The 25,638-nt window shown below is 32.7% G+C and carries 21 protein-coding genes and 1 tRNA gene; 4 read left to right on the top strand and 18 right to left on the bottom strand.

From position 1 onward, the window contains the following. Positions 1 to 13 precede the first annotated feature (13 nt). From N1F78_RS09070 to N1F78_RS09035, 8 genes are all read right to left on the bottom strand, one after another. On the bottom strand, positions 14 to 1,528 hold the full coding sequence (locus tag N1F78_RS09070; protein ID WP_406682844.1) for a RagB/SusD family nutrient uptake outer membrane protein: 1,515 nt from the start codon (positions 1,526 to 1,528) through the stop codon (positions 14 to 16). Between the two features lie 10 nt (positions 1,529 to 1,538). Continuing rightward, on the bottom strand, positions 1,539 to 4,646 hold the full coding sequence (locus N1F78_RS09065) for a SusC/RagA family TonB-linked outer membrane protein (protein ID WP_406682843.1): 3,108 nt from the start codon (positions 4,644 to 4,646) through the stop codon (positions 1,539 to 1,541). A 258-nt stretch (positions 4,647 to 4,904) separates the two neighbouring features. After that, positions 4,905 to 6,563, bottom strand: a complete 1,659-nt coding sequence (locus tag N1F78_RS09060; protein WP_406682842.1) for a DUF6377 domain-containing protein — start codon at positions 6,561 to 6,563, stop codon at positions 4,905 to 4,907. A gap of 129 nt (positions 6,564 to 6,692) precedes the next feature. Further along, positions 6,693 to 6,830: a hypothetical protein gene (locus N1F78_RS09055; RefSeq protein ID WP_406682841.1), complete on the bottom strand. Its 138-nt coding sequence runs from the start codon at positions 6,828 to 6,830 to the stop codon at positions 6,693 to 6,695. A gap of 54 nt (positions 6,831 to 6,884) precedes the next feature. Then, positions 6,885 to 6,957, bottom strand: a tRNA-Met gene (locus N1F78_RS09050). Between the two features lie 59 nt (positions 6,958 to 7,016). Continuing rightward, a complete protein-coding gene (locus N1F78_RS09045; RefSeq protein ID WP_406682840.1) occupies positions 7,017 to 7,199 on the bottom strand; it encodes a CPXCG motif-containing cysteine-rich protein in 183 nt (60 codons plus the stop codon). Positions 7,200 to 7,267: 68 nt separating this feature from the next. After that, the gene (locus N1F78_RS09040; protein WP_406682839.1) at positions 7,268 to 8,089 is read right to left on the bottom strand and encodes a Two component regulator three Y domain protein; all 822 of its coding nucleotides are present in this window, start codon (positions 8,087 to 8,089) and stop codon (positions 7,268 to 7,270) included. Between the two features lie 98 nt (positions 8,090 to 8,187). Beyond that, a complete protein-coding gene (locus N1F78_RS09035) occupies positions 8,188 to 10,098 on the bottom strand; it encodes an ATP-binding cassette domain-containing protein (RefSeq protein ID WP_406682838.1) in 1,911 nt (636 codons plus the stop codon). 85 nt (positions 10,099 to 10,183) lie between these two features. On the opposite strand from N1F78_RS09035, the gene N1F78_RS09030 reads away from it, so the two are divergent. Next, positions 10,184 to 10,567: a DUF983 domain-containing protein gene (locus N1F78_RS09030; protein WP_406682837.1), complete on the top strand. Its 384-nt coding sequence runs from the start codon at positions 10,184 to 10,186 to the stop codon at positions 10,565 to 10,567. Between the two features lie 38 nt (positions 10,568 to 10,605). On the opposite strand, the gene N1F78_RS09025 is transcribed toward N1F78_RS09030, so the two are convergent. From N1F78_RS09025 to N1F78_RS08980, 10 genes are all read right to left on the bottom strand, one after another. After that, positions 10,606 to 11,649: an NAD(P)/FAD-dependent oxidoreductase gene (locus tag N1F78_RS09025; RefSeq protein WP_406682836.1), complete on the bottom strand. Its 1,044-nt coding sequence runs from the start codon at positions 11,647 to 11,649 to the stop codon at positions 10,606 to 10,608. Positions 11,650 to 11,758: 109 nt separating this feature from the next. Further along, entirely contained in the window at positions 11,759 to 12,649 is an 891-nt protein-coding gene (gene gldN / locus N1F78_RS09020) for a gliding motility protein GldN (RefSeq protein WP_406682835.1), read from the bottom strand. Positions 12,650 to 12,688: 39 nt separating this feature from the next. Continuing rightward, positions 12,689 to 14,254 (bottom strand): gliding motility protein GldM, encoded by a 1,566-nt coding sequence (gldM, locus tag N1F78_RS09015; RefSeq protein WP_406682834.1) that lies wholly within the window; start codon positions 14,252 to 14,254, stop codon positions 12,689 to 12,691. 48 nt (positions 14,255 to 14,302) lie between these two features. Beyond that, the gene (gene gldL / locus N1F78_RS09010) at positions 14,303 to 14,941 is read right to left on the bottom strand and encodes a gliding motility protein GldL (protein ID WP_406682833.1); all 639 of its coding nucleotides are present in this window, start codon (positions 14,939 to 14,941) and stop codon (positions 14,303 to 14,305) included. An 80-nt stretch (positions 14,942 to 15,021) separates the two neighbouring features. After that, the gene (gene gldK, locus N1F78_RS09005; protein WP_406682832.1) at positions 15,022 to 16,389 is read right to left on the bottom strand and encodes a gliding motility lipoprotein GldK; all 1,368 of its coding nucleotides are present in this window, start codon (positions 16,387 to 16,389) and stop codon (positions 15,022 to 15,024) included. A 161-nt stretch (positions 16,390 to 16,550) separates the two neighbouring features. Then, positions 16,551 to 17,720, bottom strand: a complete 1,170-nt coding sequence (locus N1F78_RS09000) for a formimidoylglutamase (RefSeq protein WP_406682831.1) — start codon at positions 17,718 to 17,720, stop codon at positions 16,551 to 16,553. Positions 17,721 to 17,726: 6 nt separating this feature from the next. Beyond that, complete coding sequence (topA, locus tag N1F78_RS08995) at positions 17,727 to 20,216, bottom strand: type I DNA topoisomerase (RefSeq protein WP_406682830.1); 2,490 nt, start codon at positions 20,214 to 20,216, stop codon at positions 17,727 to 17,729. A gap of 139 nt (positions 20,217 to 20,355) precedes the next feature. After that, entirely contained in the window at positions 20,356 to 21,138 is a 783-nt protein-coding gene (locus tag N1F78_RS08990) for a hypothetical protein (RefSeq protein WP_406682829.1), read from the bottom strand. Positions 21,139 to 21,218: 80 nt separating this feature from the next. Next, positions 21,219 to 21,644: a hypothetical protein gene (locus N1F78_RS08985; protein ID WP_406682828.1), complete on the bottom strand. Its 426-nt coding sequence runs from the start codon at positions 21,642 to 21,644 to the stop codon at positions 21,219 to 21,221. Between the two features lie 11 nt (positions 21,645 to 21,655). Next, positions 21,656 to 22,354 (bottom strand): hypothetical protein, encoded by a 699-nt coding sequence (locus N1F78_RS08980; RefSeq protein ID WP_406682827.1) that lies wholly within the window; start codon positions 22,352 to 22,354, stop codon positions 21,656 to 21,658. Between the two features lie 175 nt (positions 22,355 to 22,529). Here N1F78_RS08980 and miaB point away from each other — a divergent pair, with 175 nt between their 5' ends. The 3 genes from miaB to N1F78_RS08965 are packed head-to-tail and all read left to right on the top strand — an operon-like array spanning position 22,530 to position 25,601. Beyond that, positions 22,530 to 23,978 (top strand): tRNA (N6-isopentenyl adenosine(37)-C2)-methylthiotransferase MiaB, encoded by a 1,449-nt coding sequence (gene miaB, locus N1F78_RS08975; RefSeq protein WP_406682826.1) that lies wholly within the window; start codon positions 22,530 to 22,532, stop codon positions 23,976 to 23,978. A gap of 6 nt (positions 23,979 to 23,984) precedes the next feature. After that, positions 23,985 to 24,326, top strand: coding sequence for a hypothetical protein (locus N1F78_RS08970; RefSeq protein ID WP_406682825.1), 342 nt, complete (start codon positions 23,985 to 23,987; stop codon positions 24,324 to 24,326). Positions 24,327 to 24,332: 6 nt separating this feature from the next. Beyond that, complete coding sequence (locus N1F78_RS08965; RefSeq protein WP_406682824.1) at positions 24,333 to 25,601, top strand: sigma-54 interaction domain-containing protein; 1,269 nt, start codon at positions 24,333 to 24,335, stop codon at positions 25,599 to 25,601. Positions 25,602 to 25,638: the final 37 nt, after the last annotated feature.

Genomic DNA, 25,638 nt, shown 5'->3' with positions numbered 1-25,638 from the left:
TTTATTTTAATGATTAATAATTAGGGTTTTGAACGATAAGTGTATTTTCCAATTCAGACAATGGAATTGGAAAAATTTCATGCTTACCTGCAACAAATCCTCTATCTGAAAGTACCGAAGCAGCACTACCTGTCCTTACTAAATCATACCATCTATGCCCCTCACCAGCCAATTCTAAACGACGTTCATTCATTATGACATCCATTGATACAGGTACAGAAGGTAATCCAACTCTTGCTCTTACCGCATCTAATAGTGCTTGCGCGCGTGCACCCGCACCACCCAAAGCTTCTGCTTCTAATAAATAAGTATCAGCCAAACGCATCATATATGTATGCTGCTTATAATTAAGTACCGTAGCACCTCCTCCAGTTGATTCATCTGATTTTAAAGGCATAAACTTTTTAAGATAATAGCCTGTATATTGGTAACTTTCTTCTAATTGAACTTCACCTGCATCCACATAAGATTGTAAATCTTCAATTGTTGAATCAAACCTTGGATCGCCGTTCATAGCATCATAAAGACTTTGAGTTATAACATTAAAACCCCAGCCCGCCGCATAATCTGGCGCTGTTGATCCCGAATTGCGAACATATCCGCGCGGTCCTACCATTACATTTAGACTATTTCCTTCATCGGCACCGGAGCCCCAAAACCACCAATCAGCATTACTTTTATCTGTATGGGCAATTTCAATTATAGACTCACTGTGATAGTTATTACCAACTTCCCATAATTCTGAAAAATTGTCCAGTAATTTATATCCAAAAGAACTTGTAGACCCAGGTGTACCATTTACTTCTGCAAGTTGCGCAACAGCTTCACTATTTTTTCCTTGATATAAATACACCTTTCCTAAAAGGGCTTTGGCAGCACCTTGAGTTAAACGCCCTGCTTCGTTTGCTAAATCTAATGTAACAGGAAGGTCTGAAATGGCTTCAAGTAGGTCGGTTTCAATTTGCGAATAAATAGCACTTGGCTCTGCCTGTGTTACGCTATAAATTTCATCAGTCCCTAATGGCGATGTAATTAGAGGAATATTCTTAAAAAGTCTTACTAACTCAAAATAATAGATAGCTCTTAAAGCCTTAGTTTCGGCTGTAAATCTTGCTTTTGTAGCTTCAGACATATCAACACTTGGTAATTTTGTTAATAGTGTATTCGCTCTAAATATTCCTTGGTAAAAATCACTCCAATAACTAGTTGCAATGGTTGATTCACTAATTGTGTAATTAGAAAACGCCTGCAATTGAGAACCGTCAGAAGAGCTACCCCCGCCTGTAAAATGATCATCTGAACCAGAATTTAACAGGGCTATCATATTTTCAAATCCACGAGATTGCTTTCCTATAATATCATAAACTGCTACCAAACCAGAATATGCTTCGGCTTCATTTGAATAATAGTTTTCTTCAAGTGTAGTACCTTTTGGTTCTACTTCTAAAAAATCTTCGCTACAGGAAACTATAAGTATAAATATTGACAGAGCAATACCTAAACTCATTATGCTTTTTATTTTTTTCATGTCTTTTTTTTTAAAATTGTAAATTAATCCCGAGTTGGTTTGTGATAGCCTGTGGGTAATATCCACGATCAATACCAAAAATTCCTCCCCCAATTTCTGGGTCGTAACCACTATACTTAGTAAAGGTTAATAGGTTTTCTGAGGTTAAATAAATTCTTAATTTATCTATACCGAATTTGCCTAATGTATCTGAAGGAAGCGTATATCCAATTTGGATAGTTTTAAACCTTAAATAATCTCCATCTTCTAGATAAAAATCTGAAGGGTTGGAAAAATTATTATTTGTATCGTTTGTTGTTAATCTTGGATAACTGTTAGATGTACCTTCACCAACCCATCTACCCAAAGCAGCAGTTTGATAATTAGCGTTTTCTACATCAAGTCTTCTTAAACCTTGAAAGATTTTGTTACCACTCGCACCCTGACAGAACACTAATAAATCAAAGTTTTTGTAATCAAGGTTTAAGGTGAATCCAAAAGTAACTTTTGGAATAGAGCTCCCTAAAAACCCTCTGTCATCTGAATCGATATCGCCATCATCATCTAAATCTTGCCATTTAAAATCTCCTGGTTGAGCATTAGGTTGAATTACAGTACCCGCTGAATTAACATAATTATTAATTTCTTCTTGGTTTTGAAAAATACCATTGGTTTTAAAACCAAAGAAAGAATTAACCGGTTGCCCAACCTGAGTCCTAGTGATTGGGTAAGTACTAGATTGAATGGTAGCGCCACCTGATAAGAAATCAACGCCATTACCTAAAAATGTTACCGAGTTTTCTAAAAATGAAACGTTTCCGTTTAGTGATAAATTAAAATCATTAAAACTTTTATTGTATCCAATTTCTAAATCGATACCAGTATTTTCCATATCAGCTACATTTCCAGTTGGGCTTCCTACTGCACCAACATAACTCGGAATAGTAACACTTTGTAAAATACCTGTTGTTTCTTTTTTATACCAATCAAATGCTAGCGAAAAATCATTAAATAACTTGGTATCAAAACCAATGTTTAATTGACTTGTTTCTTCCCATTTTAAATCTGGGTTAGATGGTGCATCTGGACTGTTACCAATAACAACAGATCCAGAGGTTCCTACAGTATAGTTTCTTCCTCCACTTACAGTAGATAAATATCGGAAATCCCCAATGGCATCACTACCAGTTACACCATACCCTCCTCTAATTTTTAATTGGTTGATCACATCATTGTCTTTCCAGAAATCTTCTTTAGAAGGCACCCATCCCGCAGAAAACGACGGGAAAAAACCATATTTATTATTGGCTCCAAAACGAGAAGACCCATCGCGTCTTATAATTGCCGTTAGCAAATATTTTTCGTCATAATCATACGTTAACCTTGAAAACAATGAGTTTACCTTGTGCTCATTACCTGTATAAGCAGATGCATTAATTTGATCTGTAGGAACACTAAAATTAAATGATGCATCGCGATAGTTATCAACTGGAATATCAAAATAAGTTACGGTTTCTCCGGAGTTAATATTGTCAACATACGCACCTTGCCCAAGTAAAACACTAAAGTTATGACCTCCCAAAGTTTTGGTATAGGAAACGGTATTTTCTATATTCCAACCAAAACCTTTATTGGTACCTCTTGAAATGTTGTTTTGTGGGGTTATAGAAGCAGCATTCAAATAAGAAACTGGCGTATAACTCTGGTAGCCCCAATAAGCAAGCTTAGCTCCTATAGTACTTCTAAACTTTAAGCCTTCAACAGGTTCAAATTCCAGATAGGCATTTCCAACAAAATTCTCCGCCCAACCATAATTTCCTAATTGTGTTTGCTGAAATGCCAACGGGTTAGACATTTCTTGTGCTACTAAGCCTGAAATACCGTAAGGGTTACCGTTAACATCGCGCCATATACCATTGTTGGTATAAGGAGCTTGACCTGCTAAAATTGGATCCGATTCAACAGTAGGCGTTAAAGGGTCTAAATTTATAGCAGAAGATAGTGGCCCACCAAATTCAGTATTACTGGCTATACCCGTATTTTTTTCATTAGAATACCCAACCGTTTGTCCAAAACGCAGCTTATCTGTAATATTATGTGTAGAATTTAAACGTATGTTTTTTCTTATATAATTAGATACATCACTTAATACTATACCTTCTTGATCCGTATATCCAAATGATGCAAAAAACTTGGAAACATCGTTACCACCACTTAGACTAAACTCATGACTCTCTCTTCGAGCACTATCATTAAAAATAACAGATTGCCAATCAGTGCCTTCTCCATACGAAGCTGGATTGGAAAATAAAATATTACCTCCGCCATTAACAGATTTCTCATTTAATAGCGTCGTATATTCTGTAGCGTTCAATAAGTCCAATTTTCTGGCAGCAGATGATATTCCGGTATAACCATTATAGTTTACACTAAGTTTCCCTGATTTCCCTTTTTTGGTAGTAATAAGAATAACACCAGTTGCTGCTCTTGCACCATAAATTGCTTGAGAGGCTGCATCTTTTAACACCTCTACAGATTCAATATCAGATTGGTTTAAGAAACCAATACCTCCAGAATCTACAACAACACCATCTACAACCCATAAAGGTTCGTTATTACCTAAAGTAGTAATACCTCTAACCCTTACTGTAGAAGAAGACCCTGGTTGCCCAGAATTTGCAGCTATCGTTATACCGGAAACTCTACCTTGTAAAGTTTGCTCAACCCTAGTTATAGGCAAATCTTCCAACTCACTTTGTTTAACCCCAGAAATAGCACCTGTTACCACACTTTTTTTCTGAGTACCATAACCAATAACTACAACTTCATCTAGCTGTGCCAAATCTTGCACTAAGGTAACCGTTAAAGAACTGCTTGTTACAACAACATCTTGAGCCACATAACCCACATAACTAAATGACAATGTAGAGCCCATTTCCGCATTGATAGTAAAAGCCCCATCAAAATCTGTTACGGCCCCAGTTTGGGTTCCTTTTTTAATCACATTTACACCAGGAATAGGCATTCCTGTTTCGTCATTTACAACTCCATTTATAGTGGCTTGTTGGGCAAAAGAAATCCATGAAGACATAATAAATAAAATCGCTAATGATTTTAAAATCAAATTGTTTTTTTTCATATTTAGTTTAATTTATTTTTTAGCCATCAAATTAATGAACGCTATAACGCAAATTAAATCAAGAAGAAGACTGAGTACAATTGGAAGTACAGAATAAGTAGAATATATAGAAGATTAAAAAATATAAAACATTGATTTTAAATACTATAATGTTTTTAACACTTAAATAAAAAGTAGCAAAAACACAAATTTAAGGTAGAAGTATAGAGTTGTTTTTTTACGAAAACTTAGAATTTCGAAATCAAAACACTTAAACCATTAAGACTTTATTTTCTTTACCATATCCTCAAACGTGTCACGATTATTGGCACTATTTCTAACTTTAACCCGATAATTGTAGATAGTATTGACAGAATATCTTAATATTTTTGAAATGTTGGAACTATTAGAAATACCTAATCTGATAAGTGCAAAAATCCTCATTTCTACAGTAAGCGTATTTTCATCTTTAATCATGATTTTATGACCTTCTTTCAACAACGCATTAAAGTTCTCAATAAAGTTTGGATATATATGTAAAAAAGATTTATCAAAATTAGAATAGAAAATTTTCAATTCATCGTCCACTACTTTTTTAGATTTAGTTAACTCAAGTAAATCATTTACTTTGTTTGTAACTATATATTTTCTAACCGTTTTTCTATAAACATCTAACTTATCAATATAGTCTGAGTATAAGTTTAAAAACGCACCTATATATTGTTCTTTTATGGAATCAACTGCTGATAATTCTTCATATAATCGTTTTAAATCCTCGTTCGTAATACTCAACTTCTCATTTAAATCCTTTAATTTCGTATTGGCTTCTTTCAATTCATTTCTAGCCTCTCTTAGTTTTTTAAATTGTCTAAAAATATACAATAGGGCAATGACTAGAATTACAAATAAAAGACTTATAAAAACTAGGGATTTTTTAAGTTTTTCTTTTTGCATGAAACTTCTAGCTTCATAAGTTTCTGATATTACGTGTAAAATATTTGAAATATTTAAAAATCGTAATTTGGAATTATAGGTTTTTGCATCTTCAAAAGAAAAAGTTATATACTTATGGGCTTTATCTATGTCGCCTTCATCAAAAAGTATTTTAGCCAAATCTGTTAAAGAGGCATTATCTTTAACTGATGCTTGTATATCTGAAATTGCAGATAAGTATAGAAATTTTTTATGTTCAAAAGATCCATCACCAAGAAGTGCAGCATTCGTATATGATCTCTCATATGTAATCATAGAGTAATCACGCGTACCCATTTGTACACGAGCTAATCTTTTAGTATTTACACTTAAAGCTTTACTAAAATTAGTTGTTGATCTGTAGTTTTCTTCAACTACACCTAAGTAACTTAATGTATTTGGCTCTAGCTTAGACATTTCAATATCTAGAGAATCTTTATAGAGAGTGGATAACTGAAAATATTTTTCTTTTAAACTTTTTACTTTTGAATTAAATTCGAGTCCAGAAAAGCACTTTTGATAGCTAAAAAAGTAATCCAACAAAAAATCCTCATTCAAACTACTTCTATTTGTTTTTTTAAGAATATCAAGAGATTCTTTGTATCTTCCTGAGGTTGCTAATAATTTAGTAAGTCTAATTGTAGCTTTTTGCAAAAAATATGGATCATTTATTTTCAGTGCCAATTCTTTGCTTTTTTCCATATATTCCAAAGTAGCGTCGAAACTATAATATTCGTATTCTGATATAAGTTTATTTATGAGGAAATATTTGTTTTTTGGAGTAATAGTCTTATCAGACAAAAGTTCTTTTAAGTTTTTAATTCTTCCCTCTTTGATATTATCGTAGTATTCTCGTTTAGCCATTTCTTGTTCTAGACATGCTGATAATGAATCTATTTCACTTTGAGAATACAAAAGGGTAGTTGTAGCAAAAAAGATTAATATATGCGATAAAAACTTATACATTAATAATGGAATTTTTAAATAAAATGAACTTTCGAAAATAAAAACAATAGACTAATTTATTAAAAATAAAAATGCTTTTATTATTTAGCATTATTTTGGCTCTGTTGCATCTAAATAATTACTTTATTTTTATTTTGATGAGATATGCCTTAATAGTTTTAGGTTTTCAAAAACGAAGGTAAGTTTGTGATCTGAAAATAAAGGTTTTCGTTCTAAAGCAGGTTCATTTTCAACATCGAAGGTAACTAATTTGTAAATAGATTCCATAAAAAAACGGTTTAGAGTGAACTAAACCGTTTGTTTTAGAGGATTTTCTCTTCGTAGCGGGAACTGGACTCGAACCAGTGACCTTCGGGTTATGAGCCCGACGAGCTACCTACTGCTCTATCCCGCGATATTGGACTGCAAATATACAATCCTTTTTAGTTTTAACAACCATTATAACAAAAAAAATTATTGCTCTATGCTAGAAGCTTGAAAGTCTGTGATTTCTGATTCTAAAACTTCAAATGCAATACGAATTGGGTTACAACAAACTTCGCAATCTTCAATATAATTTTGTTCTTGTATAGAAAGATCTAATAATATTGATATAGATTGCCAACAGTATGGGCAACAAAAATAATATTCTAACATATTTAAAATTAAAAAAGTACCTCAAATTGAGGTACTTTACTAATTAATTTTATAAAAATTTATTATAATTATTCTTTTTCAATATCTAATACTGCTGTAGAAGTTGGACTAATTTCCATAATTCCAGGAGGTGTTCTACCAGAAACACTTATATATTCCTCGTTTAAGTTATTATCGCTAACCATTACTGTACTTAATTTGGTCAAACTCATGAACTCAATTGGCAAATCACCTGTTAAGTTATTTGATGACAATAATAATTCTTCTAAATCTGTTAATTGAGCAATTTCTACTGGAATCTCTCCTTCTAGTTTGTTATCCATTAAACTTAATTTTTGCAATTTAGATAATGCATAAATATCAGTAGGAATTGTTCCGGTTAAAAAGTTACTTCCTAATAAAAGCTCCTTTAAATTAGATAACTCCATTATAGAATCAGGAATGTTTCCAGATAATTTATTACTATATAATTTTAATGATTCTAATTTTTTTAAAGATCCAAGTTCAGAAGGTATTGTTCCTTCAAAAGCATTCATAAATAATTCTAATGAAGTCAACTCTTTTAAATTACTAATACTACTAGGAATTACTCCTGAAATTTTATTAAAACCTAAATTGATTTTTTTCAAATTAGAAAGGCTTCCAATTTCTTTTGGCAACTCACCTTGCAAATTATTAAATGGTAAATTAATTTCTACTACTACATTATTTTCAACAGTTACACCATACCAAGTATCAATGTCTGTATTTAAATTCCATCTGGTATTCCATTGATCTCCAGAAGTAGAATTATATAATGCAATTAGCGCGTCTTTCTCGGTAGAAGAAATATTAGCAAATGAATAAGCAGTTGTTAAAAAACAAATTGCTATTAGCTTTAAGGTTTTCATTTTAGAATAGATTTGGGGATTAATTCTTATACGAAAATAGCCTAAACACAGCTTAAAAACTATTTTAATCGATGAAATACATTTTTTTTTAACATTTACTAATCGACGAACTGCTCAATTTGCAGCTGAATTTCCTCCCATTTGGCCATCATTTTTTCTAAATCTGACTTTTTTTGATGATAATTATCAAAGAAGTTTGGTTGAGAAGTGACTTCTTCGTAGTTTATTTCAAGCTCTAAATCAATAGTCTTTATATCTTTTTCAAGCTGATTAATTTTAGCTTCGACATTACTCAATTTATTGTTTAAAGACTTTAGTTTTTTCTGTTCTTCATAAGATTGATGACTCTTTTTTTTAGGGGTTTCTTTTACAACTGTTCTTTTTTCAACCTCCCTCAAATTCTCAACCTTTCTTTGTTCTAAATAATAATCTATATCACCTAGATACTCTTTTATCTTATGGTCTTTAAACTCATAGACCTTATTAGTTAAACCTTGCAGAAAATCACGGTCATGAGATACTAAAATTAACGTTCCTTCATATCTATTAAGAGCTTCCTTCAATACGTTTTTAGATTTAATATCTAAATGATTTGTTGGCTCATCCATTATTAACACATTAAAAGGCTGCAACATTAATTTTGCTAAGGCTAAACGGTTGCGTTCGCCACCAGACAACACTCTAACATATTTATCAACCTCATCTCCCCTAAATAAAAAAGACCCTAAAATGTCTCTAACTTTACTTCTGTTTGTTTCATTTGCAGCATCAATCATGGTATCTAAAACGGTTTTATTCCCATCTAAATACTCTGCTTGGTTTTGCGCAAAATATCCTAATTGCACATTATGCCCTAATTTTAAACCTCCATCATACTTAATATCACCTACAACAATTTTTGCTAAAGTAGATTTACCCTGACCGTTTTGCCCAACAAAAGCCGTTTTACTATCGCGCTCAATTAATAAGTTAATATTCTTAAGAACTTCCTTTTCACCATAATTTTTTGAAACAGACTCAGCCTCTACTACCACTTTACCCGGAGTAACTGAAACAGGAAAATTAAGGGTCATTACACTGTTATCATCTTCATCAACCTCTATACGCTCAATTTTGCCTAACTTTTTAATAAGTGATTGAGCCATAGTAGCTTTTGAAGCCTTAGCGCGAAACTTTTCAATTAATTTCTCAGTCTGCTCAATCTGCTTTTGTTGATTTTTCTGAGATGCCAATTGTTGTGTTCTTAACTCCTCTCGCAGTACCAAATACTTTGAATATGGTTTTGGGTAATCATAAATCCGTCCTAAAGAAATTTCAATGGTCCTGTTAGTTACGTTATCCAAAAACATTTTATCATGTGATACAATTACCACTGCTCCAGAATAGTTTTTTAAAAAGTTTTCAAGCCAAATGATGGACTCTATATCTAAGTGATTAGTAGGCTCATCTAACAAAAGAATATCATTATTTTGAAGCAATAGTTTTGCCAATTCAATACGCATGCGCCAACCACCAGAAAACGTATCGGTTAACTTATTAAAATCATCACGCTGAAAACCCAGCCCTTGAAGTATTTTTTCAGTATCACCCTGATAATTATAACCGCCCAATATTTCGTATTGATGCTGAAGCTCATTAATATCAATCATTAACTGATTATAACCCTCGCTATCATAATCGGTTCGTTCAGCCAATTGATTATTAATGTTTTCCATTTTAGCCTCTAACTCTTTAATTTCAGTAAAAGCTTCATATGCCTCATCTAGTACGGTTCTCCCAAACACAAAGTCAATATCTTGCTTTAAAAAGCCTATTTTTAGCGCTTTATCGGTAGCTATTTGTCCAGAATCTGGTTCTAATTCTTTAGATAGAATTTTAAGCATTGTAGATTTTCCAGCTCCATTTTTTCCAATAAGCCCTACTCTATCCCCATTTCCTAGCTTAAATGTAATATCTTCAAAAAGGTATTCTCCTTGAAATGAAATAGATAAATTATGAATGTTAAGCATATAAATGTGACTTTTGTTACAGAATTTTAAGCTAATACAACTACTTTTGTCATATTAAAGCGCTTGCAAAAATACACTAAAATAAATGTTTAAAAAAGGAACTAAACTTTATAGTATGATAACTGGATGCTGTCCTAAGTGCCATCAGGAATCCATGTATAGCAACAAGAATGCCTATATTTTATCTGAAACTTTAAAAGTTAATGAACGTTGCTCTAAATGCAACACCAAATACCGTATAGAGCCCTCCTTTTTTTATGGTGCCATGTATGTAAGTTACGCTGTGGGTATTGCCTTTGCAGTGGCGGCTTATGTTATTAGCAATCTCATTTTTAAAGCCAATTTAAAAGTAACCTTTATTGCTATAGTGGGCACTTTAGTGTTATTTATGCCCGTTATCATGAGGCTTTCAAGAAATATTTGGATTAATTTTTTTATGCACTATGATGAGAGCTTAGTTAAGAAATAAGTTTTTTTGGGGTTTGTTCTCGCTATATAAAACATAAACTAAGATTCAAACCTCCTAATATCAATTTCCTTTTCCAACGGAATTTTATTTTCAATAAAATTATAAAGCTGTTTTGCAACATATGGTCCTATCATAACACCACGTGTACCCAAACCGTTTAAAACAAACATATTTTCATGTTTTGAATGTTTTCCCACCAATGGTCTTCTATCTTTAACTGTAGGTCTTACACCAGCTACTTGACTAACCACTTCAAAAGGACAAGTTATTAGTTTTTTAAGTTTTCCTAAAAGCTCTTCTCTTCCTTTTAAAGACACATTATTTGTTAAATCCTTCCACTCATAAGTAGCTCCTACAAGGTATAAATCATCTTTTAAAGGCACTAAAAATGCTGCCGATTTTAAAACAAAATCAATTTTAAGCTCTGGAGCATGAATTATAAGCAACTCTCCCTTTGCAGGAACCAGAGGTAATGCTTTAAAATAGGGGTTTTGAAGCACTCCAAAGCCTTCTGCGAATACTATTTTATTTGCCCTTATATTCTGATATTGAACGAAATTAGAATTAACCTCTAATTCATCATAACTAAAATGTAATTTTAAAAAACGACTATCCCTTTTTAAAAATTCTTTATACCTATTAATCAAAGTTTTAACATCAATTCTTCCAGTTTTAAATACTTCACCAAAACCAAAAGACGCGTTAATGTAATTGTTAGTGTTTTTAATGATTTTATCTGAAAGAAATTCAGATAGCATAGGTTTATCTGACGCCGCAAACCAATTATTTTGCTCTTCAGTTGATGCGAACTTTCTATAAACTGGAATCTTATAGTCTAAGGTTACATCTAGAAGTTTCTCTAACTGTTCATACACAGGTAGAGCCAACTCTAACTGCTCTTTACTCTTCCAAACGGATGTAAATCTTTTTAAAACAACTGGGTTATAAAGTCCGCCTGCAACAGCAGATGATAATTGAGAATCATTATCAAAAACAACAAAACTTTTCCCATTGATTCTAAGTTGTTCGCAAAAATTAATTCCCGCTAAACCAACACCAACTATTATATAATCTACTTGCATCAGGCGAAGATAAAAAAATGCTTTCTGGCTTGCATATAGGGATAACAAAAAAAAAACGCTCACTTAAAAGTGAGCGTTTTTTTAATAAATTATGGCTATTATTAGCAGACTAATACGTCCACATATCTAATTCAAAATCTCTAATTTTATCTTTTACTCTTTCAGATTCTAATAACTGCATTAAAGAGTTATCTGATACATACTCACTAATTTGCCTATCACCATGTACATTTTCTTCTTTGTAAATGAATCCATTAAACCTTCTTGAGTTTAACACATGATCATAAGAATATGGAAGCGAACTATTTTCACTATTAAACGATTTTGCTTCATGTAATATTTCTCTAGCATCTGGGAAAAACACCCAAAATAGTGGTACTAAATCTGGGCTGTCAGTGTCAATAAAGTTAACATCTGGTGCAACCGGTGCAATTCCTAACAATCTGTATTTTAATTCAGCCTGACGTTTATCGAAATACCAAAGACCTTTAATACGATATTCTACAATATCAGCAGCTGTAATATCTCTTCTATTGATATATTCTGCAGATACTTCTTCTCCGGCATTTAATTGTTCAATACCCAATTCTGTAGTATCAATTCTAACTAATGCTGCCTCTATATCTTTTAAAGTACGTTTAGTAGAAAAATATGAATCATCATAGATGTTTTTTATTTTACCGTTCTTAACATTTTTCATAAGAACATCATATAAACAACGTCTGTCTTTACCAATATTATTAGTGTCTATTGGATAGTACAATGGAAAATTAACACGTTCATCAAGTACTACGCGTTCCCAGGTCATTTTAGCATATAGAACATCTCTATCATCTACATAACCATATTCCAAAGGCTTATCGTTATCTACAGCTTTTTGCTCTGCTGTTCTTACCCCAATTTCATCAGGGCTTTTAGCGTTTAATATATTGGCTTGCCCAAACATACTTGACACTGTAAAAACAGTTGCTGCGGTTAATAAAAAACTTCTTAAATTCATTTTATTCTCTTTTTATTTATTAGGCAATACCTTATAATTCTAATTTGTAAGCTCTATAGATACAGGAGAAACTTTCTTGATTTTCACACTAACACCACTTGCCTTAGCTTGAATATCAAATACTTGTACTATTGATCCACGTTTTGCTTTACGTAAAGCCGCTTTTGCTCTTGTATCTAATTTATTTCCTTTTACAACTATAGTTGGTTGTCCTGGCACTTTAAACTTAAATTCTGCGACACGTAATGGTAATTCAAAATCAAAATCATCAAACTTAGCACCAATAGTAGAGATATCAAGGGCACTTTTTTGCATTTTGATTAAACCATCTTCCCCCCTAACAGTTCCTGTTGGTTTTGGTAAATCTTTGATTCTGAAAGTCGCTCTGTCTGGCACTCTTTGTCCATCTGGTAAGGTTCCAGTCACATTAATAGTAACCTCACGCCCTTTAACTTGACTAACATCCATCACATATTTACTTCCTGATACTCTTGAAAGACCTTGAGCATTGGCAACAACTTTGTTATCAGGAACTCCTGCAAAAGAAATAGTCATAGGGTTTTTAACCCCTCTATATACTACATTCATTTTATCTGCAGAAATAGTTGCTGAATTTGGTTTTGCTACTGTTGCAAAAGAAGATTTAACAGGTACTGGAATAAGCTCACCACCTTCTCCGAAATACAAGTTTCCTTCAATCACGTGTTCACCTACACCTCCAGCTCCAACTTTTAATTTAACTTTACCTCCTTCTAATGTAAAATCTTTCTCTGGTACAAGTTTTCGTCCATCTAAAGTTAATTCCACCTTAGCTGGTACTGTACTAGCATCAGTTCTACCTAAAACAATTTGCCCATCAAATGTTTCTCCATTAAAATAAGCAGATTTCGAGGTTTCCATCAAAGTACCATAATTATTCATTGAAACCTGTTTTCCAAGTTCCCCTGCTAACATTTGAGATAACACTTCAGATTCTGTAGTTTTAATATCAGCCTGTAGCTGTGTCATTTTAGTTAAAGAAGCAACTAAAGGAAATCCTTTATAGTGGTAATCTAACCAATCTACTTTGATACCATCTCGGTTGATTTCTTGATCAGTACTAAATTTCTCTTTAACTTCTTCAATTACTTGCTCCATTCCCTCTTCATCAGAAAGAACTGCAATAACACCATCTCTATAGTCATTTATATGTTTTAAAAACTTCTTTCCTTCGTCTTTAATAACATCTCCTTTAAAGAAGTTTTCATCTAGATAATCGCCTTTATCCATAATCTCATAATCTGTTGGATCATCAACAGTTGCAATCATTTTCCCTTTTAGCTCAACTAAATAATCATCAAAATCATGTGATAACTTATCAATTTGTTCAGCCTTAGCTTTTAAAGGTTCATATTTCTCTGGTTGATCAGCCGCTTTTTGACTTAGATTATCAACTAGGTTCTTATTCCTTGCCTCAGTAACTTCGTTAGTCTGAGTCAACTTTTTATTCATTAATCCGAAGGCTGATAGCACTTCTTTAGACATATTTAATGCTAACATCGCAATGAAGATTAAATACATCAGATTAATCATCTTCTGTCTTGGTGATAAATTATTTCCTGCCATTTCTAATTAGGTTTTTGGTTAATCAATATAAATTTGGGTAACCCCTAATTAGTCTTTGTTCATTGCAGATAACATTCCACCATATACACCATTTAATGAAGATAAGTTAGATGCTAATGATTGCATTTGCTCTTTCAATTTAGCTGCATTTTCTACAGACTCTTCATTAATACTTGTTTGTTTATTAATAGACTCCATTTGTACTTTGTACATGCTATTTAAAGACTCCATTTGAGCCGCTGCTAATGATAATTCTTCACCATACTTTTTAGTAGCTTCAATTGAATCTACTGTTGAAGACATATTTTTAGCTGCACCTTCAAAGTTCTTAATACTTTCTCCTAAGCTAGAAATTAATTCTCCATCAATTTTAGCTTCTTTTAATAAACTATCTAATTTTTTAGATAATAACCCTTGAGGATTTTCATCTTTAGCTTTGGCACTTTTTTGTCCTCCAGCTAATTCTGGATACACTAAAGACCAATCTAAATCACTTTCTACTGGTTCAAATGCTGAAATAGCAAATATAATAGCCTCTGTAACAAGACCAATTGTTAACATAACATTACCCGTTAAAGGTCCGATTTCAAAGTGAATGATTTTAAATAGTGCTCCAATAATTACAATTGATGCTCCTAGCCCGTAAGCTAAATTCATAAACTTTTTGTTTGCTTTTGACTGTGCCATAATTTTCGGTTTTTAATTTAAGTAGGTATTACTTAAGTAGGTTAATTAAAATTGTATTTAAATTTGATTTGATTAAAATTTTAGTTTTTTCCGCTTCCAGTAATTTTGGTTCCCATGTAATCTTGTACAGTTCTAAAACCAATATAACTTCTTGCAGAATCTGCATATTCGTAATCTCTAGAGCTTACTTGTAAGAAGTACGCAACATCTTTCCAAGAACCGCCTCTAATAACTTTACGTGTATTATCTTCATCATTAACATTTGGATTAATGGTAGAAGTATATTCATAAGAACCTGGATCATAAGATGCATTTACCCATTCTGAAACATTTCCAGCCATATTATACAAGTTATAATCATTAGGCTCATAAGATTTAGCCTCAACTGTATACAAGGCTTGGTCTGCGGCATAATCACCTCTTACAGGTTTAAAGTTTGCCATAAAGCATCCTCTATCACTTTTAGTATAAGGACCTCCCCATGGGTAAGTTGCTGCTTGAAGACCTCCTCTAGCGGCATATTCCCACTCTGCCTCTGATGGCAATCTAAATGTATTTACTAAGGCTGCTCCTTTTTTAGACTTTTGGTAAGAGTTTTTATTAATTGTTCTCCACTCACAAAAGGCCTTAGCTTGTTGCCATGTAACTCCAACAACAGGATAATCACCATAAGCATCATGCCAAAAATAATCATTATGCATTGGCTCATTATAAGAATAGGCAAAATCTCTAATCCAAACTGTTGTATCTGGATAGATTTCAACTTCTTCTTTTTTGATTACGTCTTTTCTAGCTACACCTCTATTTCTAGCTGCTTCCTTAATATCCATGTAGTTATACTGGAATTTGAATTTCTTCACATCCCAGGTACGTTGCCCGTTATAAGATTCTTCCATAGACAAATACATAGTATCCATAACTTCAGCATAGTATTCATCTAAATATTCTGAAGTATCATAAATTATATCAACATCTTTGTTAATCTTTCTTCCTTCATAACCTGTAGGTCCTAAACCCGTATAGTTATCAAACATATACTTTTCATATACGGTCATATTTTCTTCATCTGCATCTGTAAAAGCAAATTCTCCAATAGTTCCTTCATCTTCTGGAGTTAAACCAACCTCATCAGCTAAAATTGCTAATTTCATTCTAACAATTGAATCTCTAACCCAATGAACAAACTGACGATATTCACTATTAGTAATTTCAGTAGCATCCATATAAAACGCTCTTACTGTTACTGTTTTAGCCGGTGCATCATTTACTCCTGCTAAATCATCATCTGCTTTACCCATAATAAATGCCCCACCTGGAATAAGCTCCATCCCATAAGGCTTTTCTGGGTGCCATTTTTTACCTTGAACACCCACCAGTTCTCCTCTATCTTTAGAGCCACAACTAGCTAGCATTGTTATTACTGCGGTTAATAAAATAAACTTCTTCATATCTATAGTAAACTCGAGGTTAATTAATTAAGCTTCATTTTTCGATGGCGTAAACATATTTATAAATTTCCTTAAAAACAACTTTTTTTACAAAAAAAATACGTTTCATCGTGAAAATTTGGCATTTCACCGATTAAAAAGGTGTTTTGACCATACTTTGTCTATTGAATACAATTCTTCCTAAAAGCCCTATACCAGCGGTCTGGGACCTTATTATTACAGGCATCAAGATAATCTTGGTGCATGCAAGGTAATAACGTATGTCTTTTCAATTTATTATTGACTTCTGATAAAAAAGGAATCTCAATCCACCATCTACCAGTCTTATTACTTTTGTAAAATATTAATTCATCAGAATCAACCAATGTAATATACTTTTGATAATTGGCGTCATCTGTAAAATCATCATCATTAACTCTATAATTTACACCCTCTATAAAGTACCAAAGCATTTGAGATATTAACATAACTGTTAACTCATCATCATTTGATGGTTTGTATTCATAAACTCCGAATGACGATACCTTATTACTTATACCAGCATACCTTGCAATTGCGCAAATTTCTTTACCATCTAATCCATTTGGGGAAAACTTCTGATTTAAACTTACTTCTGAACTCCTAACGGAGGTTAAATCTACACTAACAATATTAGCATCTCTTAAAACAGGCTCAACAATGGAGATATCATTAGAAACTTCACCCAATCTATAAGATTCAAAATACAGGCTTTCCATTAAATCTATTTCTTCCTGAGAATTAAAATAGGTTTGGTACCCAATAGTGGCATAATTAAATAAGTTATATGGTTGATCTAAAATTATCTTCCCAACAAAACTATTGTTTTTTATAGGTCTTGTTGAATCTCCTAAATCAAACTTACTGTCTATGTTTACGATATTTACCATAGGAATTAAATTATCATAAGCCCTATAGTTTGCATATGTTAAATCTTGAGAACCTCCTAACACAATAGGAATAACACCCTTTTTTACCAATAAATTAATTGCTGTTTTTAAAGCGAAATAGGTATCTTCAACACTTTCTCCTTTATGTATATCGCCTAAATCAGCAATGGTTGTACTCCAACTTCCCGGAAAGAGGCTATAAAAAGATTTACGAATTTCATCTAATTGAAACTCTGCTCCAATAAAATTGATGTCATTTCTGTTTTCCAAAACACCAATAACCGCAATTTGAACATCATCTAAATCTGGTATACCATTTTGATCTGTATGTATCTTAATTTTTCTTCCTAGGGCTTGCGCAGACAATAACTCATTATGGGCTAAAACTAAATCTGAAACCGGAGACAGAAAACTAAAATTCATTTATTATTATTTCTTTTTTGCAGTTGCTTTTTTTCTTGTTGTTTTTTTCTTGGGTGCATTGGCTTCAATAATAGCTTTAGCTTCATCCAAAGTCATTTCTGAAACATCAACAGTTTTAGCTAATTCCACCTTAACTTTTCCTTTTATAACATTATGCCTTCCCCAACGTGCCTTTTCAACTCTAAGACCTTCTTCTTCCCAGTTGTGAATAACCTTATCAATCTCTTTTTGGATTTTTGTTTCAATTAACTCAACAATATCATCATCTGACAAGTTATCCCAATCGTACTTTTTATTCACATTTATAAACATGTTATTCCACTTTATAAATGGCCCAAAACGTCCTTTACCTTTTTGAACAGGTAAATCTTTATACATATATATTGGAGCGTCTGCTTTTTGTTTTTCTTTTATCAACTGAATGGCCTGATCAAGATCAACACTTAATGGATCTAATCCTTTTGGTAAAGAAACAAAGGATTTTCCAAATTTAACATATGGTCCAAAACGACCATTATTAACCTGAACCTCTTCATCTTCATAACTTCCTAAATCTTTTGGCAGCTGAAATAAATCTAAAGCCTCTTCAAAAGTAATACTGCTTAACTGCTGCTCTGGACTTAAACTTGCAAACAAAGGTTTTTCTTCATCATCTACTGTTCCTATTTGCACCATAGGTCCAAATCTACCTAAACGCACACTTACCTGCCTACCTGTTTTAGGATCTGTTCCTAAAATACGTTCTCCAGATTCTCTTTCAGCATTTTCTTTTACGTCTTCAACTTTTGGATGAAAGTTTTTCCAAAATGACTTCATCATTTTGGTCCAATCCTCTTCACCATCAGCAATACTATCAAAATCTTGTTCAACCTTAGCTGTAAAATTGTAATCTAAAATTTGATCAAAATGATTGACTAAAAAATCAGTAACAATCATACCTATATCTGTAGGCACTAATTTACCTTTATCAGACCCAACTTTTTCAGATAAAGTTTTATCTACTACCTTACCATCATTTAAAGTTAATTGAGAATAGTTTCTTTCCACACCATCAACACTCCCCTTTTCAACATAATTTCTATTTTGAATTGTTGAAATTGTTGGGGCATAAGTAGACGGGCGCCCAATACCCAATTCTTCTAATTTCTTAACTAAAGACGCCTCTGTAAATCTTGCCGGCGGCCTAGTATAACGTTCTGTAGCTGTTATATATTTATTAAGAAGAATCTCACCTGTTTTCATTGCAGGCAACATACCTTCTTGCTCTACATCTTCATCATCTGTACCTTCTAAATAAACTTTTAAAAATCCATCAAAAGTAATTACCTCTCCGTTTGCAGTAAAAGTTTCGTCGTGCGTAGAAGCACTTATTTTCACATTAGTACGCTCTAATTGTGCTTCACTCATTTGAGAAGCAATAGCACGTTTCCAAATTAATTCATATAAACGAGCCTGATCTCTATCTATACTAACAGTATGTTTAGCAAAATCTGTAGGTCTAATAGCCTCATGAGCTTCTTGCGCACCTTTTGATTTACCTGTATAATTTCTAGGATTACTATAGCTTGCCCCATAAGCATTTTCTATTTCTGCTTGCGCTCCTTCTCTAGCTTCATTAGATAAATTTGTACTATCTGTTCTCATATAGGTAATTAAACCAGCCTCATACAAGCGTTGCGCCATGGTCATGGTTTTACTTACTGAGAAATATAATTTACGTGATGCTTCTTGCTGTAAAGTAGATGTTGTAAATGGTGCTGCAGGTGATTTTTTTGCTGGCTTCTTTTGTAAATCGGCTACTTTAAAGTCTGCCAATGCATTTTGTTCTAAAAATTTCTGAGCCTCTTCTTTGGATGAGAAATTCTTAGGTAATTTAGCTTTGAAAGACTGCCCATTTTCATTTGAGAACTCTGCATCAATTCTATACGAGGCTTTTGGATTAAACGCTTCAATTTCCCTTTCTTTTTCAACAATTAGCCTTACAGAAACAGATTGCACCCTACCAGCGGATAAACCTCCTTTAACTTTTCGCCATAAAACAGGAGATAACTCATATCCTACTATTCTATCTAATACCCTTCTAGCTTGTTGCGCATCAACTAAATCATAATCAATCCCTCTAGGGTTTTCAATAGCTTTTTTAATAGCAGATTTTGTAATTTCATGAAAAACAATACGCTTTGTTTTTTCTTTATCTAGTTTTAAAGCCTCAGCTAAATGCCATGCAATTGCCTCTCCTTCACGGTCTTCATCACTAGCTAGCCAAACCATTTCTGCCTTTTTTGCCAGTTCTTTCAACTTTTTTACAACCGCCTTTTTATCTTTAGAAACTTCATATTTGGGTTTAAAATCACCATCTACATCAACCCCCAATTCTTTAGAAGGAAGATCTGAAATATGTCCAAAACTAGACTCTACTTTAAAATCTTTTCCTAAAAATTTTTCAATGGTTTTTGCTTTTGCAGGTGACTCTACTATCACTAAATTCTTCGCCATAAATCAATTTTTGAAGCTACAAATGTATATGAAAAAAAGTTTATCTGCCTCATTTTACAGATTATCTGTTTAATATTTTTATAAAAAATCCCATGTTTAACTCAATAAACACGGGAATTTTAAAATATTGTTAAAAATTCTATTCTACGGTAGTTCCTATTTCTTCAATAGCTGTAGTTTCATCAAAACCAATTACATTTTTATAAATCAAATAGATAGGATGAAACATAAAAGGTGTCAAGAATAGACCTCCTAAACCACAAGTGACAAATGTTAAAATAACAGTCAAAATATAGGAAACTACTAATAAACCAAAAGTTAATAACCATTTCTTATTACCAATTTTAAAACTTACTCTTACAATTTCACCGATACTAAAATCTGGATTAAAGGCAAATGAAACTAAAAAGAAAGACATTGGAACCATTACATATATCAACGGAATGTAACATAATAAGGCCGAAGGAATAGATATTAAAATTACAACTATCATTAAAAGAAGCATTTTACCTAAATATTTACCTTTTACAAAATAGAAAAAGTCTGACGTATGGACTAGCTCACCAAAGTCCAACTTTTTCATAATTCTAAAAAATGCTGCATTCAAAGCATATGATACAGCTCCAAGTACCAAAACCCCAACAATAACAAATAGCACGTATAATATAGACATACCAGCAAAAAAGTTCTCTAAGGCATCATTATTGCCATACCCACTTTCCTGTTGTGCTATTATAACCCCAATAAGAGGCATATAAAGAACTATTATTAATGGCAGCATAACAATTATAGTAAACAGTTGAAGCAAAAAGCCTTGAAGCCAAGTCTTTTTAAATAGCTCAATAGAATTATTAAAAACAGTTCCAAAATCTAAATCTTTGGCACCATTTATCTTTTCAATTAAAGTGTTAACAGCATTCATTTAAAAAAATTTTTGGTTAGAAAATACCCTATAAAGGTAAACGTTTTTAATGTTTTGCCACAAGAGCAAATACATTTTAATTAGTAAACATATTCAATAGCATTATTTAAACCATCAATATTTAATAATACTCTTGAACTTCCTTCAATCCTTAATGGGGTTAAATCAAAAGACAATGTTCTTTCAAAATAGGCATCACACAATTCTTCATTGCTTAATTGTAGTTTTAAAAAACGTTGTTCTGGAAAAGATTCCGCAATTGCACCAGAATCTATTAGTTGAAATTCCCATGTACTTCCATCACAACCGGAAGCTCCTATCTCTACCAACAAACAATCTCCTTCCACATCAGTACTTATAAACCCAAAATGGTCTGTCTCAAAATTATTGTATTCAGATTCACTAACTATAGTAAGGTAATCACAATTATTTATAATTATATCTTCTTCACATTGCATATTCAAAAAGCAAAGCATTATAATAGCAGCTAATAAAACCTTTTTCATTTTTTACTTATTTAATATATCAAAATAGGAAATCCATTAATACAATTCACGCTTTTAGGTTGTTGAGGCAAATCACATGTAGACACAACTCCCCATTTAATATTATATGCTTTTTCCGCATTTGTATATGCTTCAACTTTAACCAAAAAAGCTTCAACATCTATTTCATTTGAATAAGCTACAAAACCTTGTGGACCTCCACAAGCCTTAGCACCATAAGCCACAATGGTCCAATTGTTAGGATGTACACAAGACACACTAGTACTTAAGCTGTACATTTCATTAAACAAATCCATTAAATCTCTGTGATCCTGCTCTTGTTCGGTTATTTCTCTCTTAATAACCAAGGTCTCTTCAGAAATTGAAACTATTCTCCAAAAATAACTATTAGGATAATAATCTAGTGCTACCGATATCAATTCATCTTCTAATTTCCATACACCATTAGAATCAAAAAAAGTTAAAGGAGGCGTTCCACACCATCCAGAAGAACGCTCAACAAAATCGCTGTTTTGTTTAAATGAAATTCCATAAGACTCTGCTAAAAGACTTGCAGATCTTTTAAATGTGATTTCATCATTATTGTATATAGGCTCAATCCAATCACCTATTATTAAATTATCTTTATCTATAACAGGTTTTTCAGTTTCTGTGCATTTAGTATTTACTAAACAGAATACAAATACAATAATTAAATATGACTTTTTCATAAAAGCAAGTTTTTTGATTGTCTTCTATTTTCTAGATACTTAACTTTTAAATTGGTTGCGCAGTCGGAAATTCTATATTCAAAAAATAACTCAAAACAATCTGCCACTTTGTCATAAAACACAAATTAATTGTATCTTTGCACACTTATTGACCACAACTTGGTTCAAGCATATTATGGAAAAGATTATAGACGAAAACAAACAAGGGGAATCATTAGTTTTAGAACAAAAGAATAGTAACAAACGTAAACTATTCATTGAAAGCTATGGTTGTCAAATGAATTTTTCAGACAGCGAAATTGTAGCTTCTATTCTTAATGAACAAGGATACAATACAACCCAGAACTTAGAAGAAGCTGATTTGGTTCTTGTTAACACGTGTTCTATTAGAGATAAAGCCGAACAAACTGTTCGTAAACGACTTGAAAAATACAACGCCGTTAAAAAGGAGAGCAATCCAAACATGAAGGTTGGAGTTTTGGGCTGCATGGCAGAACGTTTGAAAAGCAAATTTCTTGAAGAAGAAAAAATTGTTGATTTAGTTGTTGGTCCAGATGCCTACAAGGATTTACCCAACTTATTAGCTGAAGTTGATGAAGGAAGAGACGCCATAAACGTTATTCTTTCAAAAGAAGAGACTTATGGAGATATTGCTCCCGTAAGATTAAATAGTAACGGTGTAACTGCTTTTGTTTCTATAACTAGAGGCTGCGACAATATGTGTACATTTTGTGTGGTTCCTTTTACCAGAGGCCGTGAACGTAGTAGAGACCCGCAAAGTATTTTAGAAGAGATTAATGATTTGTGGAATAAAGGCTTTAAAGAAGTTACACTGCTTGGGCAAAATGTAGATAGTTACCTTTGGTATGGTGGCGGGCTAAAAAAAGACTTTGACAAGGCTAGTGATTTGCAAAAAGCTACAGCTACTAACTTTTCAAAACTATTAGAACTATGTGCTGAAGCGCAACCAAAAATGCGTTTTCGTTTTTCTACTTCTAATCCTCAAGACATGACGTTAGATGTTATTGAAACTATGGCTAAATACCGTAATATTTGTAAATATATTCACTTACCAGTTCAGAGTGGCAGTAACCGCATTTTAAAAGCTATGAACAGGCTACACACCCGTGAAGAATATTTTGAATTGATTGATAATATAAAGCGTATTATTCCAGATTGTGCTATAAGTCAAGATATGATTGCTGGTTTCCCTACAGAAACTGAAGAAGACCATCAAGACACTCTAAGTTTAATGGAATATGTAAAGTATGACTTCGGGTTTATGTTTGCTTATTCTGAAAGACCAGGAACTTTAGCTGAACGAAAGTTAGAAGATGATATTCCCTTAGACACAAAAAAGCGTAGATTAAATGAAATTATAGCTTTACAACAAAAGCATGCCTTAAAACGTACACAAGAACATGTTGGTAAAGTTGAAGAAATACTCATTGAAAAAGCTTCCAAAAGATCAGACCAACATTGGGCTGGAAGAAACAGCCAAAATACCATGGTAATTTTCCCCAAAGGTGATTATAAAGTTGGTGATTTTGTAAATGTGAAAATTACAGATTGCACTAGTGCAACCCTTATTGGCGAAGCAGTTGGCCTTAGTGATAATAATTAATCGCCAATGCAAGAGTTTAACTTTAATAATAAGACTTTTTCATTAGTAGAGAATTCAGCAAAAGGACAAGTTAACACTGATACCTCTTTTAAATACAAACAAGATGGAAATTTGGTTACTGCTGATTATTATGGAGGCTCCGTTAGATACGGTAAAATAATTGGTCACTTAAAAAAAGACAAACTTATTATGCTATACCAATGCATTACCAATAAAGATGAATTAAAGGCTGGTAAAGCTACTGCTACCATAAGTTTAAATAAAGAAAATAAAATAAGGCTAACCCTTAATTGGGAGTGGCTTAATAACAATAAAGAAACAGGAGTTTCTGAATATATTGAGAATTAAAATTAAATGGAATCAATTCAAGCTATAAAACAGCGTTTTGGCATTATTGGTAATACATCGGCGTTAAATCGTGCCATTGAAAAAGCCATTCAAGTAGCACCAACAGACATTTCTGTTTTGGTTACTGGTGAAAGTGGTGTTGGTAAAGAAAGTATTCCAAAAATCATACATCAGCTATCACATAGAAAACACAACAAATATATTGCGGTAAACTGCGGTGCCATACCTGAAGGCACCATAGATAGTGAATTATTCGGACATGAAAAAGGTGCTTTTACCGGAGCTACACAAACCCGAAGCGGCTATTTTGAAGTAGCCGATGGTGGTACTATTTTCCTTGATGAAGTTGGCGAGTTACCACTAACAACTCAAGTACGCCTTCTTCGTGTTTTAGAAAATGGGGAGTTTATAAAAGTAGGTTCTAGTAAAGTTCAAAAAACCAATGTACGCATAGTAGCTGCCACTAATGTCAACATGTTTGAGGCTATAGAAAAAGAAAAATTTAGAGAAGACTTATACTATCGTTTAAGTACCGTAGATATTCATTTACCCCCTTTACGTGAAAGACAAGAAGACATTCACTTACTTTTTAGAAAATTTGCTAGTGATTTTGCTTTAAAATATAAAATGCCTACCATAAAATTAACTGATAATGCTGTACAAATTTTAACAAAACACCGTTGGAGTGGAAATGTACGTCAGTTAAGAAATATAGCTGAGCAACTTTCTGTCTTGGAACAAAATCGCACTATTTCAGCAGACACATTAAGAAGCTATTTACCAACTTCGGGAACTAACCTACCTGCCGTTGTTAAAACTTCAAAATCTGAAAGTGATTTTAGTAGTGAGCGTGAAATTCTTTATAAAGTTTTATTCGATATGAAAAGTGATTTAAACGATTTAAAGAAACTCACCATGGAGCTCATGAAAAGTGGCAACTCAAAAGATGTGGAAAAAGACCATGAGCAACTCATTCAAAAGATCTATGGTGAAGATGAAGCTGATAATACTGTTTACGAAGAACCGGTACAGGAAACGGAAGTTTTATCTATCCCAGAGCATACAGCAAACAGTGAAAGCGTGATTGACGTTCAGGATAAATATCATTTTGCAGAAGAGATTGAAGAAGAGGAAACATTATCATTACACGATAAAGAATTAGAATTAATAAAAAAATCACTTGAACGTCATAACGGAAAACGTAAATTAGCAGCTGCCGAATTAGGTATTAGTGAGCGTACTTTATATAGAAAGATTAAACAATACGACTTGTAGTCCAAACGTTATTAAATATATCTATAATCTAGGTATA

The sequence above is a fragment of the Seonamhaeicola sp. MEBiC01930 genome (genome assembly GCF_045277075.1).
In the GTDB taxonomy this organism is placed as follows: domain Bacteria; phylum Bacteroidota; class Bacteroidia; order Flavobacteriales; family Flavobacteriaceae; genus Seonamhaeicola.
The sequence above is the reverse complement of the archived record's forward strand: the minus strand, read 5'-3'. Positions and strand labels throughout refer to the sequence as shown.

What these genes read in the sequence shown, in the direction of transcription:
- N1F78_RS09030 (WP_406682837.1), top strand. Translation starts at nt 10,184, where the DNA reads ATGTTTAAAAAAGGAACTAAACTTTATAGTATGATAACTGGATGCTGT.
- N1F78_RS09040 (WP_406682839.1), bottom strand. Translation starts at nt 8,089, where the DNA reads ATGAAAACCTTAAAGCTAATAGCAATTTGTTTTTTAACAACTGCTTAT.
- topA (WP_406682830.1), bottom strand. Translation starts at nt 20,216, where the DNA reads ATGGCGAAGAATTTAGTGATAGTAGAGTCACCTGCAAAAGCAAAAACC.
- N1F78_RS09035 (WP_406682838.1), bottom strand. Translation starts at nt 10,098, where the DNA reads ATGCTTAACATTCATAATTTATCTATTTCATTTCAAGGAGAATACCTT.
- gldN (WP_406682835.1), bottom strand. Translation starts at nt 12,649, where the DNA reads ATGAATTTAAGAAGTTTTTTATTAACCGCAGCAACTGTTTTTACAGTG.
- miaB (WP_406682826.1), top strand. Translation starts at nt 22,530, where the DNA reads ATGGAAAAGATTATAGACGAAAACAAACAAGGGGAATCATTAGTTTTA.
- N1F78_RS09055 (WP_406682841.1), bottom strand. Translation starts at nt 6,830, where the DNA reads ATGGAATCTATTTACAAATTAGTTACCTTCGATGTTGAAAATGAACCT.
- N1F78_RS09045 (WP_406682840.1), bottom strand. Translation starts at nt 7,199, where the DNA reads ATGTTAGAATATTATTTTTGTTGCCCATACTGTTGGCAATCTATATCA.
- N1F78_RS08990 (WP_406682829.1), bottom strand. Translation starts at nt 21,138, where the DNA reads ATGAATGCTGTTAACACTTTAATTGAAAAGATAAATGGTGCCAAAGAT.
- N1F78_RS09070 (WP_406682844.1), bottom strand. Translation starts at nt 1,528, where the DNA reads ATGAAAAAAATAAAAAGCATAATGAGTTTAGGTATTGCTCTGTCAATA.
- N1F78_RS08980 (WP_406682827.1), bottom strand. Translation starts at nt 22,354, where the DNA reads ATGAAAAAGTCATATTTAATTATTGTATTTGTATTCTGTTTAGTAAAT.
- N1F78_RS09060 (WP_406682842.1), bottom strand. Translation starts at nt 6,563, where the DNA reads ATGTATAAGTTTTTATCGCATATATTAATCTTTTTTGCTACAACTACC.
- gldM (WP_406682834.1), bottom strand. Translation starts at nt 14,254, where the DNA reads ATGGCAGGAAATAATTTATCACCAAGACAGAAGATGATTAATCTGATG.
- gldL (WP_406682833.1), bottom strand. Translation starts at nt 14,941, where the DNA reads ATGGCACAGTCAAAAGCAAACAAAAAGTTTATGAATTTAGCTTACGGG.
- N1F78_RS09065 (WP_406682843.1), bottom strand. Translation starts at nt 4,646, where the DNA reads ATGAAAAAAAACAATTTGATTTTAAAATCATTAGCGATTTTATTTATT.
- gldK (WP_406682832.1), bottom strand. Translation starts at nt 16,389, where the DNA reads ATGAAGAAGTTTATTTTATTAACCGCAGTAATAACAATGCTAGCTAGT.
- N1F78_RS08965 (WP_406682824.1), top strand. Translation starts at nt 24,333, where the DNA reads ATGGAATCAATTCAAGCTATAAAACAGCGTTTTGGCATTATTGGTAAT.
- N1F78_RS09025 (WP_406682836.1), bottom strand. Translation starts at nt 11,649, where the DNA reads ATGCAAGTAGATTATATAATAGTTGGTGTTGGTTTAGCGGGAATTAAT.
- N1F78_RS08970 (WP_406682825.1), top strand. Translation starts at nt 23,985, where the DNA reads ATGCAAGAGTTTAACTTTAATAATAAGACTTTTTCATTAGTAGAGAAT.
- N1F78_RS08985 (WP_406682828.1), bottom strand. Translation starts at nt 21,644, where the DNA reads ATGAAAAAGGTTTTATTAGCTGCTATTATAATGCTTTGCTTTTTGAAT.
- N1F78_RS09000 (WP_406682831.1), bottom strand. Translation starts at nt 17,720, where the DNA reads ATGAATTTTAGTTTTCTGTCTCCGGTTTCAGATTTAGTTTTAGCCCAT.